Here is a 14,745-nt window from a genome sequence, read left to right as displayed (position 1 = left end):
CTTCGTCTTCCGACGTGCGGCGGACGTCAGCCGGTGACGTCGAGATGCGCGGAAACCGGGGTGGGTTTCGGCGCCTTCCCGCCGGGCCGGGGCTTTTCGCCGGGCTTCGTCGTCGGCACAGGGGTTTCGCCCGGGGACTTGGCGCAGGTGGCCGACGCGATGTCGAGGGTCTGGGTCTTGCCGAGGATCTTGGCCGACACGGCGGTCACGGTGAGCGTGCCGTCGCTGTTCGCGGTCTGCTTGTTCACCACCAGTTCGAGCAGCGACGCCAGCGGGACGGTGGTGTTCGGCGGAACCTGGTCGAGTTTGATCGTCTTGCCGCCGACCTTCAGATTCGCGATCGACACCGAACCCTTGCCGTCACGGCATTCCGCTTTGATCACCTCGGCGCTGAGCCCGGGGAGGGCGGCCGCGGCGGGCAGCACGCCGAGGTTCAGCGCGAGGCCGGCGACACTCGATTTGGCGTGTCCCGGCTTCACTTCGGCGTTCAGCGCCTGCGCGCTGAGCAGTGACGGCCCGGCCGTCGGCAGCGCCACCGAGGCGAGCGATTCCTTACCGGGCCCGGAAACCGCGGGTGTGCGGGGGATCTTGACGAGGCCGGACGCGGCGATCGCGTACGCGGACTCGGCAGGGGCGGCCGTCGCGGGGGTGGCGGCGAAGACCAGACAGGCCGCCGCCGTGCAGGCGAGGACACCGGTTGTACGTGGGGACAACGAAATTACCTCCGTGATCGGATTCTCTTGAGGGATGAGGCGAGTGTGGCGTGGTCGGTCATTGCGTCCGGCCGCGCGGCTGGTGTCGCGAAGGACACCTACGCAACGTTGAAGGTTGCGAAAGTGCCGTTCGCAACATCCGAGGGCTCTGTTCGCTCTGGGTGACAGGGGGCGCGGGGGCGTGACTCGCGTGCCCGGAGGCGTGACTCGCGTGCCTGGGCACCGTCCTCGGTTGTCCGGCGCAGATCACGCGAGATCCGTCTTCAAGCACGCGAGATCCGTTCCCGAGCACGCGAGTGCGTCGCCCTGGAACAGTGCAAGTAGCTCGAAACGGGCCTCCGTGTCACAGGGCTGAGTCCTTTGTGGATAGTGCGTGCCGCCGGACCCTGCACGCCATGTTCGACCCACTCCTCACTAGGTGATTCGCACGACGGTGCCGAGCGGCAACTCCACGAGGCGGTCCAGCGCCTCGCGGGTGACCCGGATACAGCCGTCGCTGGTGGCCTTGCCGACGAAGCTGTCGTCGGGCCAGGTGTGCAGGCCGACCGTGCCGGGTCCGCCACCGAAGGTCTCGTGTGAATCGGAATGGCTGCTCAGCGGCAGCACGATCGGGCTGTAGGTGTTCACGCTCTCCTTGATCGAGGCGAGGATGAACGCGCGGCCGGTGGGCGTGGGGTGTTCGGGCTTGCCGACGCCGATGGTCCAGGAACCGGTCGGCTTGCCCGCTTCGAGGATTTCCAAACGGAATTCGTCGAGATCCACGGTGACCTGGAAGTCGTTGTGCGCCGATTCGACGGTTTCCGGAGTGACGTGCAGCCAGCCGGTCGCGCCGTTGGGTCGCGCGGGCAGCAGCACCTGTGCCCAGTCGCCCTGGCGGGCGATCACCGGAACCCAGGTCGGTGAGCCGATCTGCGTTTCCGGCAGCCGGGCGATCGGCTCCGCGCCCGGCGCGCGGTAGATCACTGCGTCCGTCGTCGGATGCAGTACTTCACCGCCGACGGGGAGTGCGGTGGCCGGGTCGGCGGGCGCGGAGTTCAGCTGGCCGAAGGTGTTCGCTTCGGGCAGCGCGGCCAGTGTCTCGGGCGACGGTTTCAGCGGTGCGACGAGGGCCGCCGCTCCCGCGCCGCCTTCGTCCTTCGTGGTGCCGCAGCCGGACAACGGCAGCAGCATCAGCACCGAGGCGAGGAGCGCGGCGACCGCACGAGGGCGTGCGCCACCGCAAGAGGTCTGCTGTTCGGTCATTCAGTGCCTGTCTTTACGCAGGGTCATCCGCAACGGGATGCGAATCCGGAATGGTCATCTCTAACAGCAAGGCAGTGCGTTAATCAACGAATACGATAGGTGATCAGAGTGGATCTGCCTGCGGTTTTCCCAAGTTTTCGCAGGTCAGAAGCCCTGGCTTAGTTCACTCGATCGGGGTGAAAACGCGTTTTCGGATAACGCTCGGAAAAACACACTCTCGGTGGCATCCGCTGCGGCCATTCGGAGGGCGGTGGCGAATCTCCGATCCAAGATGATCACGCGGAGTGTTCGTCTCGCGAGCGCTCCGGGTTTTGTCGGTCCTCTGGAATAGGGTGCCGATCATCGAACGATGGGGGTTTTCATGAGTAGTACAAGGCCGGATACGACGGTTTTCGAGGTCGACGAAGCGCTGCGCGCGCATGTCCATGTCCGCCGTGGCGGGCGGGTGCGGGTACCCGTCACTCTCGATCACGAAGCCGTCGGGTCCCTGAGATCGGTGATCGGCGGCGACGTGCTGGCGGTGACCGAGCTACTGGCCGAACCCACCTCGGCCGCGGAGGCCGTGGAGGCGGGACGGGCGTACCTGGCGGGAGAAGCGACGCCACTGGGCGCCGCGGTGTTCGCCGAGTTGCTGGAATTCGAAGCCCTGGTGCGCGCCGGCACCGCGCCGATCCCTTTCGCGGACATCAAGCGGATCGTCGACGCCTGGGTCGTCGAGCACGGGCTGCCGTTCGCGGTCCAGGCCGCGGTCGAGCTGGCTCGACTGGGCGTGTACCGGCCACCTTCGAGGTCGTCGTCCGCTTCCGCGCTCATTTTCGTGAACGGCGACGCCTTCCCTCAGGGAGTGAACGGTTACAACATCCTCTGGCGGCTCAGGACGATCCTCGCCGACGTGTCGGACGCCGACTACGAGGCGGCCTTGGCGGCCGCCGCGCCGTACCGCACCGACCTCTATTCGAAGCTCGTCGTTTCCTATCTCCTGCCGACCCGGCTCGAATGGGCCGCAGAGCTGATCGATGCCTGGGTGAATCGGGAGGTCGGAAACGGGACCGACCGGACACTCCTGCTGATCCTCGACACCGTCGAACAGCTTGAAGCCGTCGGGCCCGGCCTGGCGTGGCGGCTGGGCGACGATGAGGTGCGGGGCACGCTGCTGGACGTGCTGGGTACCTCGATCGCCCCGATGCTCGCACGCGCCCTCGACGACGACCCGCAGGGTGGTGACAGCCGCAAGCTGCTGCTCGGGATCCTCGCCGGGCTCCCCACGGACGAGGCCATGCACCTGCTGGTCGACCGCCTCGGGCGGAAATTCGTCCACGGTACGGTCGCCGCCCTGGCGAAGCGGGAACCCGCCCGTGCTCTCCGCATCCTTTCCGCCGCCGCGAGCAACGGCGTCGCGCAGGCCGCCCTGCTCCTCCGGGCCCACGTCGCCGCCCACCCGGCCCTTCCGGACGAGCTCGCGGCGGAACTCTCGACCGGACAGATCGCGGCGATCGAACAGGCCACCTCGAACGCGGGGCTGCTTCCGGAGGCACCTGCCGCCGCTTTGCCGAAGCTGCTGATCGAGCCCCCGTGGACGGGCGAGCGCGCCGTGGTGAAGCCGATCGTCCTCAAGGGACTCGAGCCGCCGTCGATCCGGCTGATCGCGTGGTCCGGCGACGACGAGCGGGTCCGGTGGGCGGGCACGAGGCGCACCGTCGAGCGGGACTGGCCCCGAACCATCGGGTGGTATCTCCAGGGAGGCCTCAACTTCCGGAAGGAGAAGGAACTCTTTCTGGACGGGCCGCGGGAGTCGGTCCGGCCGCTGCTCGCCGAATGGCGGCCCGCCGACGCCTGGGGCGAAGACGGCTGGCTCGAAGCCTTGGTCGCCCGCTTCGAACTCGACGCGCTCCCGGTCGTCTTGCATCTGGCCCGGACGAGCCAGGCCCTGGCCGGCGAAGCGCTGCTGCCGTTCGTTGACCCGCGAGTCGCCGCACTGATGGCGGACTGGCACCTGCGTCTCAAATCGGTCCGCGCGATCGCCTCGGCCTGGCTCGAAAGGCATGCCGAAAGCGCGATCGGACTGCTCATGCCCGCGGCTCTCGGTGAACGCGGTACGCCGCGCCTCGCCGCGGAGTCGGCGTTGCGCTCGCTGGCGGCCCGGCACGGCGATCACCTCCGCGCGACCGCGGACGGCCATGGCGCTCAGGCACGGGAGGCGATCGACCGCCTCATCGCGACCGACCCGCTCGAGATCCTCCCCGCGAAGATGCCGGAACCCGGCTCCTGGGCGGATCCGGTACTGCTCCCGCAGATCCGGCTCCGCGACACCGAACTGGCCTTGCCCGCCGCCGCGGTCCACCACGTCCTCACCATGTTCGCACTGTCCAAACAGGACGATGTCTACGCCGGTGTCCGGATCGTGCGGGAGACCTGCGACCCGAGGTCGCTGACGGACTTCGCCTGGGGACTGTTCGAGCTGTGGCGGACGGCCGAGTATCCGTCGAAGGACGGCTGGGCGCTCATCGCGCTGGGGCTGCTGGGTGACGACGAGGTCGCGCGCAGGCTCGCGGTGAAGATCCAGGAGTGGCCAGGGGAGGGTGGGCACGCCCGCGCGGTGGCCGGCCTCGACGTGCTGGCGGCGATCGCCTCCGACGTCGCCTTGACGCAGTTGAATGCGATCGCGCAAAAGGCGAAGTTCAAGGGGCTCAAGCAACGCGCGCAGGAGAAGATCGGCGTGGTGGCCGCCGAACTCGGCTTGAGCGCGGAACAACTCGCGGACCGGCTGGTGCCGACGTTCGGGCTCGACGAAGCGTCGACGACCGTGATCGATTACGGAACCCGGCGGTTCGTCGTGGGCTTCGACGAACAGCTCAAGCCCTTCGTGACCGACGAGAGCGGGAAACCGCTGAAGACACTGCCGAAACCCGGTGTCAAGGACGACCAGGAACGAGCGGCCGGGGAGTACAAGCGGTTCGGCGCGCTGAAAAAGGACATCCGGTCGGTGGCCGCGGTCGAGATCGCCCGGCTCGAAACGGCGATGGTGACCGAGCGCAGGTGGACCGCGGTCGAATTGCGGGATCTGCTCCTCGGGCATCCTTTGCTGTGGCATGCGGCTCGCCGTCTGGTGTGGCGGACTTCGGCCGGAGACGCTTTCCGGGTGGCCGAGGACCGGACGTTCACCGGTCTCTCGGGCGACGCCTTCGTCCTGCCCGATGACGTCGAGGTCGGTGTCGCGCATCCGCTGGACCTCGCGGAAGACCTCGCCGCCTGGGCGCGGATCTTCGCCGATCACGAGATCGCGCAGCCGTTCCCCCAGCTCGGCCGCTCGACGTACGGCCTCGACGACGGCGAGCGAACGGCGACCGGACTGAAGCGTTTCGAGGGCGCGACGGTGCCGGTCGGCAAGCTGCTCGGGCTCACCAAAGGCGTTTGGCGGCGGTGCCCACCGCAGGACAACGGTGTCGAGCCGTGGCTGGTGCGGCCGGTACCCGGAGGTGGTTCGGTCTGCGTGAGGCTGGATCCGGGGATCGTCGTCGGCATGGTCGCCGACGAACCGGAACAGACCTTGACGGAGATCTGGCTTTCCGAGACCGAGGACGGATTCTGGCGGCCGAGCGGGACCCGGGCGTTCGGTGAACTCGACCCGATCACCGCGTCCGAACTGCTCGCGGAACTCACCGAGCTCACGACCTAGCCGATTCACCCGGGGCGATCGATCGACCAGAGGCGAGGCAACCCTCGTTCGGCGCCGCGCGTACACCGGTTACGCGAGCGGAGGGGGACGGTATGGGAGCCGAACGAGGCGAGCCGAAGCCGGAGGAGATCGAGGCCACGCGAGTGTGGCTGGGCGAGCGCGGTGTCGAGGTCGAGACGCCGACGAGGCTGATCGCTGTCCGGGTCGGCGCGCGCCAGTACACGAACACCGCGAGCAGGGTGATCGTGAACCTCGGGTTCGGGATCGTCGGCTTGGGATTGATGATGTACTTCGGTTTTCGGGAACTCATCGCTGAACCGGAAGCCGATCCGACTTACAGCCGGTACGCCTATGTCGTCTTCGCGACGACTCAGCTCGGTTCCTGGGTGTCCTCGCTTTACCGTGAGCGACAGCTGGGTGGTCTGCCGGTGCTGGACCGGCGGCCTTCCGCGTTGCGGGTCGTGGGCGGCTGGTATCTGACGACGTACGCGATCACTTTCGGTGGCGGCGCCGCGTTGGCCGTGGCGATGTACACCGGCACCGCGGCGCAGAGCTACGCGCTGGGCTGGCTGGCCGCCCTCGGCTGGGCGGGATTGTCCACCGGGACGATCCTCGTCGGTTCGGTGTTCCGCCGGACGCGCGGCGAGGACGCGGCGTCGGTCGCGGTCGATTTCGAACTTCGGTTCTGGGACTGCCGTCTCGCCGAGCCCGCCATCTTCGCGGTGGCGATCCTGCTCGACGTGATGTTCGGCGGCCGGGTTCCTGCCGAGTTCACCTGGTGGATGATCGCCTATGCCGCTCTCGCGGTCGGCGCGGCCCTGGTCGCTCGCTATCGGGCCGGGGACCGTCCGGCCTTTCCTCCCGGCGATTACGGCACGCCCGTGAGCTCGGATGTGGATCTTCCGTCGGAAGCCTAGTCACCCGGGCTCAGGCGGTCGGTGAGGAAGGCGAGGATTTCGTCCTTGGCTCGCATCGTCGGATGCCCCTCGGCGTCGACGAGGTGGGCGGTGACGACACTGTGCGGTGTGCCGACCACCTCCCGGAAGAACGGGGGCGGTGCGGTGTTCGCGGCGCTGCCCGGTAGGACGCGGCCGTCGAAGGCGTCACCGAGGAGGGCTCGGTAGGCGGCGAAGCGCCGGCCGGTACACCAGCGGTCGCCTTCGAAGCGGTAGGCGAGGACCTTGAGCCCGTCGCGCGAGACGCGGTCCCGGACCGCGAGCGCGTCTTCGTCGCCGAGTTCGAGCCCGCCCGGGTCGTCCAGCGGCAGTGACGGGTGGTTGACCACGGGCGCGATGACGGCGGGTTCGAGTGCCATGGTGAGGGCGAAATTGCCGGTGAAGCACAGGCCGATCGTGCCGACCCCCGGACCGCCGCATTCGGCGTGGGCGAGCCGTGCGAGCCCACGCAACCACATCGTGACGGGGCTGGTGCCGCCGCCGGCGAAGGCCCGGAACTCGGCGCTGACACACGCGCGGCGTGCCACCTTCTGACCGTCTTCGACGGTGGGATAGGCGCCGTCGAAGCCGAAGAGCGAGGGAACGAAGACGGTGAATCCCGCATCACGCACCCAGCGTGCGAGCCGAAGGACGTCGGGGCTGATGCCGGGCATCTCCGGCATCAGCACCACCGCGGGTCCGGAGCCCGCGACGTAGACCGTCTTGGTCACGCCGTCCACCTCCAGAGATCGGCGGGTGAAGTCGGTGATCGCGTCGTCGGGATGTCCGGGCACATCGACAGCCTGGACCACCGCGTCCACCGACGGCTATGGGCCGGATAGCCATCTTCAGGGGTAATCTCGCCACATGCTGCGAGTCGGGGTCCTGGCCTATCCGGGCTGCTTCGCGTCCGAGGTGTTCGGCGTCCCCGATCTCCTCACGATGGCCACGCACGTGGCCGGCCCGGATCGCGCCGGCTACGAGGTGTCCGTCGTCTCGCCTCGTCGTCGAGTCGTCGCCTCGGGCGGCATGGCGTTGACCGTTTCCCCGCTGCGTGAGGTCGACGTCCTCGTCGTGCCGGGCTTCGAACTCGTGCCGGGCCTCGATATCGACGCGAAGGTCGCGGGACTCGCCGGCGAAATCGCGGCGATCCGGTCGCACGCCGCCGCGGGCAAGGTCGTCGTCTCGATCTGTGTCGGGGCGTTCCTGCTCGCCGAGGCAGGACTCCTCGACCATCGACGGGCCACCACGTCATGGCTCTTCGCGGACGAACTCGCTCAACGCCGCCCTGAGGCCGATGTCCGGCGTGAGCACCTCGTCGTCACCGACAGGGGAGTCACGACCACGGCGGCCTTCAGCGCCATGTACGACTTCGCTCTCGAGCTGATCCGCGAACACAGCGGAGCCGACGTGGCACGGACGACGGCGCGGGTGGCGCTGGTGGACGACGCGCGGTCGTCCCAGACTCCCTATGTCGACGCACGGCTCCTTCCACAACCTGGCAACGAGTTCTCCCGCAGGGTCATGCGATGGCTCGATCAGAACCTTGCCGCCCGCTATGACCTGGCGGCCCTGGCCGAAACTTTCGCCGTCAGCACGCGGACATTACTGCGGCGCTTCGCGAAGGAAGCCGGTCAGAGCCCACTCGAATACCTGCATTCCGCGCGCGTCCGGCGCGCTCGCCACCTCCTCGAAACGACGGACCGCACTGTGGCCGGAATCTGTTCCGCGGTCGGCTACCGGGATCCGGGAACCTTCGCCGCCCTCTTCACCAAGCACACCGGACGACGCCCGAGGGACTACCGGGCCGCCTTCCGTCGTGGCGCCGAATGAGAACCGTATTGTCGCGGAGCCGGAATTTCCACCTTTCGGACAGGCATTCTTCGCCGCGGCTACATTCACCTGTTTCATCGCGGCAAGCGAAGTGAGTGTCAGTGCACCAGAGCCGCGCCGAGGGTGCGGGCGGTGCGGGCGACGGCGTCGGACACCGCCGCGGCCGGACGGCTCGGTTCGATCGTGGTCGCGATCGAACCGAGTGCCTCGCCGGTCGGCAGTCTGACGGGTGCTTCGACGACAACGAGACCGTGCTTCGCCTGCCAGCCGGGCGAAAACCGGCCGGTGCTCTGCGGAATCATCGTGCCCGGCCGCAGGAGGAGGTCGTGTTCCGGCAAGGTGAGGCCGACGGCGATCAGGATGCCGCCGTCGCACGGCACGGCGAACACCGTGCTGGCTCGCGTGGCCGCGAACAGCCGACGGAGCTGCCCGCGGGCGAGGTCCAGCAATCGTGGATAGGGCTGCCACGATTGGCCGAGCCGGAATGCCTGCGCGCCGACGCGGTAGCGGTTTTCACTGCGCTGGACGACCTCCAGTGCGGTCAATTGCTCGAGCAGGCGGTGTGCGGTGGATTTCGGCATCGAGCAGGAATTGGCCAGCTGGGTCAATCCAGCTTCACCTTTATGTCGTACCAAGGCGTCCAATAGGGTGAAAGCGCCATCGAGGACGCTTCTGGGTCTTTTTCCGGTCTCCATCGAAATCCCCCTCACCTGGTCCACTGGATGGAACCTTTGCTGACAGTGACACGTTTGCGAGCCAGCCTGTAGGTATTCCGGTGCGTATCTTCGGGCAAGGGGAGCGGGCTGGGAAGCATACATCAATAGAGTGGAAAGGGTTCCGGAAAATGCGAAGAACCATTCGGATGGGGATGACGATTACAGGTCTGTTCGCGGGCCTGCTCGTCGCGCCATCGGTCGCGAGCGCCGACGACGCCGACGTCGGCATCGCCGCGTCGCCCGCGTCGCAAAAGCCCGCTGCAGACTTCGACGGGGACGGGTTCGCGGACAAGGCGGTGTGGCGTCCCGGCAACGGCACCTGGTACGTCATCCGCAGCGGCAACGGCAGTGTGGCGACCCGGCAATGGGGTGTTTCGGGTGACGTGCCGGTCGCCGCGGACTACGACGGCGACCACCTGGCCGACTTCGCGGTGTGGCGGCCGAGCAACGGTGTCTGGTACATCATCCAGAGCAGCACCGGCACCGTGGTGACCCAGCAGTGGGGTACACCCGGCGACGTCCCGCTGACCGGCGATTTCAATGGCGACGGCCGTTCGGACTTCACCGTTTGGCGCCCGAGCAACGGTGTCTGGTACGTACTCGGTATCGCCACCGTGCAGTGGGGCACCGCGGGCGACGTTCCCGTGTCCGGCGATTTCAACGCGGACGGCCGCGCCGACTTCACCGTCTGGCGGCCCGGTGACGGCGTCTGGTACGTGCGGGGTATCGCCACCCAGCAATGGGTACCGCCGGTGACGTCCCGCTGACCGGCGATTTCAACGCGGACGGTCGTACCGACTTCGCCGTCTGGCGGCCGAGCAACGGTGTCTGGTACGTACTCGGAATCGCTACCCAGCAGTGGGGTACCGCGGGTGACGTTCCCGTGTCCGGCAATTTCGGTGGCGATCCGCGGGCCGACTTCGTGGTGTGGCGCCCGTCGAGCGGGACCTGGTACGGCCTCGGCCTGTTCACCACCCAGTGGGGGACAGCCGGGGACATCCCGGTCTGATCGCCGGCGAGTGGCCCCGGCTCCATGGTGATCTGTCGATGGTGGGCTGGCGGGCGACGGTGCCGCCGATCGTGGATGGCGACGCGGTCGCCCTGCCAGACCACCACCGGCTCCGAGCCGGACGGGGCGGGGTCCGCGATCAGTTGAAGGGATCGAGCGTCACGTACGCCTGCTGCGGATTGCCGTCGTGGACGAGGGATTCGTGGGCGCCGACATCGTCGAAGGCGAACGCGTAGGCCTTGCCGTCGACCATCTGTGCGTGGATCTTGCGCGCGTAGTGGTTGGTGACGGCGTCGGCGTAGAAGCCGGCGGCGCTGGTGTCGGGCTGGTTGGGGTTGGTGAGCAGGGTCGACCGGTTGAAGCCGGCGCACAGGGTGCGTGAGATCGGACCGCGGACCAGATCGTTCGGTGCATCGAGGAGTTTGTAGCAGCCGAAGATGCTGTCGGAGTCGGGTTTCTGGAACGAGGTGACGACCGCGCCCGAGCTGTTCGTGAAGTTCATGACGTTGCCCGAGACGCGGCCGAAGTACCTGGTGTTCGGCTGGTTCGCGAACGGCGTCACGGTCAGGGTCGAGGTGGTGTACCTGGTCCAGACCCGGTTGACGTAGTCGCTCATGATGTTCGCCGGGAGCAGGCCGCCTTCGATGCCGTGGCCGGGGGCGAGCGCGCGAAGGACGGTGCCGTCCGACCGGGTGCGGATCAGGTTGGCCCAGCCGCCGGGCTGTCCGCGCAGCGCGGAGAAGAAACCGTTGTAGCCGCCGGGTTTCAAGTGACCGGTGTTCCGCGTCGGACCGCTGGCCGGCCGAACGCCGACCGCGTACGGCGCGGAGAACATGTCCACCTGCGTGCTGTTGATCCACAGCCCGGAGTCGTTGAGGGTGTACTCCGACCAGTTGAACAGGATGTTCACGTTGGGATCACTGGGGTTCTGGATCGCCGGCTGCACGAGCCCGCCGGTGGCCAGTTTGAAGACCAGCTTCTGGCCGTAGGAGAAATAGACCCGGCCGGAGAATTTCGGCATCCGGATGGTGACCGACTGCCCGTTCGCCGGACCGGGGATGGAGGCGTCCGGCGCCGGGATCGGCGGGACCGCACCGCCCGGCCAGGCGTGGAAGTTGCCACCGGCGTCGGCCCAGCCCTGTTGGCCGGTCGCGAGCAACGTGCCGAGGTTGTAGAGGTAGATCGGGCCGCTGCGGCCCGAGTTGTTGGTGATCGTGAGGGGGATGGTCGCGGGTACGGCGGAGGCAGGCGACGCGGTGATGGCGACGCCTGTCGAGCTGAGAGCGACGGCGGCGAGCGCGACGACGGCGCGTTCGAACACAGGACGGATACGCACAGGGACTCCTCGTCGAGGCCTGGGCGGGCACCGGGAAGGTGCGGAGCCGGGAAGGTTGTTCAGACCATTCCAGGGTCGCCTCGGTGAGTGGAATTTGTCAAAGGCGACAACAAATTTACCGCTGGACGGCGTAACGTGTTCGGACGGTACGGCCAGGCGGCGCGCGGCCTTCCGGGTTCTTCGCTGAACGCGCCACGCGGGATGTCGTCACCGCATAGGATCTGTCCGCCCGGACGTCTCGATCTCCGGCGGAGCGCTGTGGAAGGCGGACATGTCACCCCTTGCGTACACGAGCATCGAAACCATCCCGCGAGCGTTGATACTCGTGGTGGGTCTGCTCGGCCTGATCTTTTCGATCAAAGGACGCTCCAGGGGGGTCTCCGGCCTGATGGTCGGCGCCTTCGTGGTCATGCTCCTCACGACGGTGGCGGGCATCGTCTGGCCGTTCGTGGTGTCGAACCTGCCGTCCTGGGGCGAGGACCTCAGCGCCGACGAGATCCGCTTGATCTTCCTGGGCGTCGGCATCCCGCTCGACGTCGCCACGGCGCTTTCCTGGCTGCTGGTCGCGATCACGGTCATCAAGGCCGGCAGGCCGGCCCGGCAATCCGGCCCCGCACCGTATTCCGGGCCTGCCGCCTACCCGATGGCGGCGCAGCCGGGGTTCCAGGCTCCGCAGACCGGCTACGCCCAGCCCGCTCAGCCGCAGTCCGAACCGCCCGCTCAGCAGCCGCCGGGCTAGAGCGGATCACAGCCGCTCGGCCAGCAGTTTCGCAACCCGGACGTAGACGTCCTTCGGGTATTCATGAAGGTGGAGATTCACCATCCTGGTCTCTCCGTGGACGCGTTTGGCGATGGCGATCGTGGTCCAGTAGTTGTCCAGGGCGCAGTACATCGCCGCGTCCCCGACTCCGGGCAGCGGGGTGCTCGAGGTGGGGCAGTTCTCGGCGGTGCTGGAGACCGGAATGTCGGGCTCGACCTGGTCGAGGGCGAAGAAATAGAGCCTCGGCGCCGTTTCGGACAGCTGTTGGCCGGTTAGGTAGGCGCAGGTGTACTGAGGCGCGTCCTCGGTCGTTCCGGGTGCCTCTTCCTGGGCGACGGTATCCGCTGTGGTGCCGGTGATCCGGTTGAGTTCGTCGGCGCCGAGGAACGGGCAGGCCGCTGTCACCTTCGCGGGGGAGACCGTGGGGGTGAAAGTGGGCGGAGTGCTACTCGGCGACGGTTTGCTCGACGACGACGACGCCGGCGGTGCGGGACTTTCGTCCGGACCACAGGCCGAGACCGCGAGCAGCAGGCTGAACGCGGCGAGAATCCCCCAGGATCTGTCCATCCACGAAATCTATCCTTCGCGCGCCGGAACTGCGAATTCCGGCGACCGGCTACCGCCGCGGACGGGTTTCCAGGCGGAAGCGCATTCGGCAGACGACGGCGTCCGAGCGGCGCCGGAGCGCGTGTGCGAGGACCGCGCCACGCTGGTTCTGCAGGATCCGTTCCCACCAGTGCGCGGGTTCGACTTCGGCGATCAGCACGAAGACGTGCCGGTCGCCGGCGCCGCGAATGTGCTCGAGGAGCGGTTCGCCGAGTCGCCGCCGTTCGTCGTGGAGCTGGACCAAGGTCACGTCGGGATGCCACTTTTCCCAGGCGGCCACGAAATCCCGTGCCGCGCGCTCGTCTTCGGGGTGGGTGACGTGGACGGCTTCGACGTGGTCGCCGAGTGAGAGCGCGGCGGCGAGCGCGTCGCGGGTCAGGCGGGAAACCGTGTGTACGGGGACGATCACGACCGAGCGGTCCGGCCGCGGGGGAGTGGGGGTCATGCCGAGTTCGAGGCGCTCGCCGATCCGGCGGTAGCCGCGTTCCACCCATTCCATGGCCGCCACCAGCAGCGGCAGCGCGAGGACGATCAGCCAGCCACCCTCGGCGAACTTGGTCGTCGTCACCACGACGGCGGCGACGCCGGTGAGTAGCGCGCCGAAGCCGTTGAGCGTCGCCTTTCCGTGCCATCCGGGAGGGCGGGTGCGCCGCCAGTGCCGGACCATCCCGAACTGGGAGAGCGTGAACCCGACGAACACCCCGATCGCGAACAGCGGGACCAGTGTGTTCATGTCGCCGTCGGTGAGGACGAGCAGCAGGGCGGCGGTGATCGAGAGGAAGCCGACGCCGTAGCGGTACACCTGGCGTTCCGCGCGGAGGGCGAACACGTGCGGCAGCTTGTTGTGTTTCGCCAGCAACTGCGCCAGCACCGGCAGGCCGCCGAAGGAGGTGTTCGCGGCCAAGGCGAGCAGCACCACGGTCGAGAACTGGACGAGATAGAAACCGAAACCGTCGCCCAGCGACGCCGTGGTCACCTGGGAGAGCACGGTGACGCCGTCCACCGGGTGGATACCGAATTTCGCGATCAGCACGGCGATCCCGATCAGCATCACGCCGAGCAGGCCGCCCAGGGCGATCTCCGCGTGCTGGGCGCGGCGCACCCGGGGCCTCCGGAACGACGGCACCGCGTTCGCGATCGCCTCGACTCCGGTCAGTGCCGCACACCCGTTCGCGAAAGCCTTGAGCAGCAACAGGATCCCGACCATCTGCAGGTTCTGTGCGTGCTCCGGCGCGGCGTGCTCCGCCGCGGGGCCCGAGCGGAAAAGCCCTGCGACGATCACGGTCAGGATCGCGCCGACGTAGATGACGGTGGGCACGACGAACACCCGGGCGCTTTCTGCGATGCCTCGCAGGTTGACGCCGGTGACCAGCGCCAGGACGCCGAGGCACAGCCACAGCGTGTACGGCAGCAGACCGGGGAACGCCGACGTCAGCGCGGCCACGCCCGCCGCCACCGAGACCGCGACGTTGAGGACGTAGTCGACGATCAGCGACGCCGCGGCCACCAGTGAGGCCCGGCGCCCGAGGTAGGTCCGGCTGACCCCGTAGGCGCCTCCGCCGTCGGGGAACGCGGCGATCACCTGACGGTAGGACAGCGTCAAGACACCCAGCAGTACGGCGATCGCGATCGTGACGGGCAGGGTGAAGCCCAATCCGGCGCCGCCGGCGACGGCCAGCACGATGACGATGGCCTCGGGCCCGTAGGCGACCGACGCCATCGCGTCCAGGGACAGCGCGGCGAGCCCGCCGACGACGGAAAGGCGGTGCCGTTCGGTGTGGTCGGTGCCGCTCTCGGTCCGGGTGAGTGTTGTGGTCACGCCGTCAGCGTGGGCTCTGCTTCTCCTCGCTTCGTGGACGTTGACGGGTTCTTGACACCTGTCCGGGTGAACCCGACAGCAAACTGACACTCCGGAGATC

13 protein-coding genes are annotated in these 14,745 nt (G+C 68.0%); 6 read left to right on the top strand and 7 right to left on the bottom strand.

Going from position 1 to position 14,745, the window contains the following annotated elements:
- Window positions 1-26 precede the first annotated feature (26 nt).
- Both H5J31_RS02065 and H5J31_RS02060 read right to left on the bottom strand, forming a co-directional pair.
- Window positions 27-713, bottom strand: coding sequence for a choice-of-anchor P family protein (locus tag H5J31_RS02065; protein ID WP_181770676.1), 687 nt, complete (start codon window positions 711-713; stop codon window positions 27-29).
- Window positions 714-1,127: 414 nt separating this feature from the next.
- A complete protein-coding gene (locus tag H5J31_RS02060; RefSeq protein WP_181770675.1) occupies window positions 1,128-1,955 on the bottom strand; it encodes a L,D-transpeptidase in 828 nt (275 codons plus the stop codon).
- 361 nt (window positions 1,956-2,316) lie between these two features.
- Here H5J31_RS02060 and H5J31_RS02055 point away from each other — a divergent pair, with 361 nt between their 5' ends.
- Both H5J31_RS02055 and H5J31_RS02050 read left to right on the top strand, forming a co-directional pair.
- Complete coding sequence (locus H5J31_RS02055) at window positions 2,317-5,631, top strand: DUF4132 domain-containing protein (RefSeq protein ID WP_181770674.1); 3,315 nt, start codon at window positions 2,317-2,319, stop codon at window positions 5,629-5,631.
- Between the two features lie 92 nt (window positions 5,632-5,723).
- Window positions 5,724-6,548 carry a hypothetical protein gene (locus H5J31_RS02050; RefSeq protein WP_181770673.1) on the top strand — a complete coding sequence of 275 codons (825 nt, stop codon included), beginning with the start codon at window positions 5,724-5,726 and terminating at the stop codon, window positions 6,546-6,548.
- On the opposite strand, the gene H5J31_RS02045 is transcribed toward H5J31_RS02050, so the two are convergent.
- Window positions 6,545-7,360: a dienelactone hydrolase family protein gene (locus H5J31_RS02045; protein ID WP_328701347.1), complete on the bottom strand. Its 816-nt coding sequence runs from the start codon at window positions 7,358-7,360 to the stop codon at window positions 6,545-6,547. The genes H5J31_RS02050 and H5J31_RS02045 overlap by 4 nt on opposite strands.
- A 73-nt stretch (window positions 7,361-7,433) precedes the next feature.
- On the opposite strand from H5J31_RS02045, the gene H5J31_RS02040 reads away from it, so the two are divergent.
- The gene (locus H5J31_RS02040; RefSeq protein WP_181770672.1) at window positions 7,434-8,399 is read left to right on the top strand and encodes a GlxA family transcriptional regulator; all 966 of its coding nucleotides are present in this window, start codon (window positions 7,434-7,436) and stop codon (window positions 8,397-8,399) included.
- A 98-nt stretch (window positions 8,400-8,497) separates the two neighbouring features.
- On the opposite strand, the gene H5J31_RS02035 is transcribed toward H5J31_RS02040, so the two are convergent.
- Window positions 8,498-9,094: a helix-turn-helix domain-containing protein gene (locus H5J31_RS02035; protein WP_268879143.1), complete on the bottom strand. Its 597-nt coding sequence runs from the start codon at window positions 9,092-9,094 to the stop codon at window positions 8,498-8,500.
- Window positions 9,095-9,243: 149 nt separating this feature from the next.
- Here H5J31_RS02035 and H5J31_RS02030 point away from each other — a divergent pair, with 149 nt between their 5' ends.
- Window positions 9,244-9,882 (top strand): FG-GAP repeat domain-containing protein, encoded by a 639-nt coding sequence (locus H5J31_RS02030; RefSeq protein ID WP_236004509.1) that lies wholly within the window; start codon window positions 9,244-9,246, stop codon window positions 9,880-9,882.
- A complete protein-coding gene (locus tag H5J31_RS39725) occupies window positions 9,855-10,124 on the top strand; it encodes a hypothetical protein (protein WP_236004507.1) in 270 nt (89 codons plus the stop codon). The genes H5J31_RS02030 and H5J31_RS39725 overlap by 28 nt, the downstream gene beginning before the upstream one ends.
- A gap of 139 nt (window positions 10,125-10,263) precedes the next feature.
- Here H5J31_RS39725 and H5J31_RS02025 read toward each other — a convergent pair whose 3' ends face one another.
- Window positions 10,264-11,460: a glycoside hydrolase family 64 protein gene (locus H5J31_RS02025; RefSeq protein WP_181770670.1), complete on the bottom strand. Its 1,197-nt coding sequence runs from the start codon at window positions 11,458-11,460 to the stop codon at window positions 10,264-10,266.
- Window positions 11,461-11,731: 271 nt separating this feature from the next.
- On the opposite strand from H5J31_RS02025, the gene H5J31_RS02020 reads away from it, so the two are divergent.
- On the top strand, window positions 11,732-12,199 hold the full coding sequence (locus tag H5J31_RS02020; protein ID WP_181770669.1) for a hypothetical protein: 468 nt from the start codon (window positions 11,732-11,734) through the stop codon (window positions 12,197-12,199).
- Between the two features lie 6 nt (window positions 12,200-12,205).
- On the opposite strand, the gene H5J31_RS02015 is transcribed toward H5J31_RS02020, so the two are convergent.
- Complete coding sequence (locus H5J31_RS02015; protein WP_181770668.1) at window positions 12,206-12,787, bottom strand: hypothetical protein; 582 nt, start codon at window positions 12,785-12,787, stop codon at window positions 12,206-12,208.
- A 49-nt stretch (window positions 12,788-12,836) separates the two neighbouring features.
- Window positions 12,837-14,645: an APC family permease gene (locus H5J31_RS02010; protein ID WP_181770667.1), complete on the bottom strand. Its 1,809-nt coding sequence runs from the start codon at window positions 14,643-14,645 to the stop codon at window positions 12,837-12,839.
- Window positions 14,646-14,745: the final 100 nt, after the last annotated feature.

Origin of the sequence: Amycolatopsis pittospori (assembly GCF_013870525.1) — a bacterium.
GTDB lineage: Bacteria > Actinomycetota > Actinomycetes > Mycobacteriales > Pseudonocardiaceae > Amycolatopsis > Amycolatopsis pittospori.
This window is presented reverse-complemented; position numbering and strand designations above follow the sequence as displayed.

Excerpts from the sequence above, each read along its gene's own strand:
- H5J31_RS02015 (WP_181770668.1), bottom strand. The coding sequence starts at position 12,787 with ATGGACAGATCCTGGGGGATTCTCGCCGCGTTCAGCCTGCTGCTCGCG.
- H5J31_RS02060 (WP_181770675.1), bottom strand. The coding sequence starts at position 1,955 with ATGACCGAACAGCAGACCTCTTGCGGTGGCGCACGCCCTCGTGCGGTC.
- H5J31_RS02040 (WP_181770672.1), top strand. The coding sequence starts at position 7,434 with ATGCTGCGAGTCGGGGTCCTGGCCTATCCGGGCTGCTTCGCGTCCGAG.
- H5J31_RS02055 (WP_181770674.1), top strand. The coding sequence starts at position 2,317 with ATGAGTAGTACAAGGCCGGATACGACGGTTTTCGAGGTCGACGAAGCG.
- H5J31_RS02030 (WP_236004509.1), top strand. The coding sequence starts at position 9,244 with ATGCGAAGAACCATTCGGATGGGGATGACGATTACAGGTCTGTTCGCG.
- H5J31_RS02035 (WP_268879143.1), bottom strand. The coding sequence starts at position 9,094 with ATGGAGACCGGAAAAAGACCCAGAAGCGTCCTCGATGGCGCTTTCACC.
- H5J31_RS39725 (WP_236004507.1), top strand. The coding sequence starts at position 9,855 with ATGGGTACCGCCGGTGACGTCCCGCTGACCGGCGATTTCAACGCGGAC.
- H5J31_RS02020 (WP_181770669.1), top strand. The coding sequence starts at position 11,732 with ATGTCACCCCTTGCGTACACGAGCATCGAAACCATCCCGCGAGCGTTG.
- H5J31_RS02050 (WP_181770673.1), top strand. The coding sequence starts at position 5,724 with ATGGGAGCCGAACGAGGCGAGCCGAAGCCGGAGGAGATCGAGGCCACG.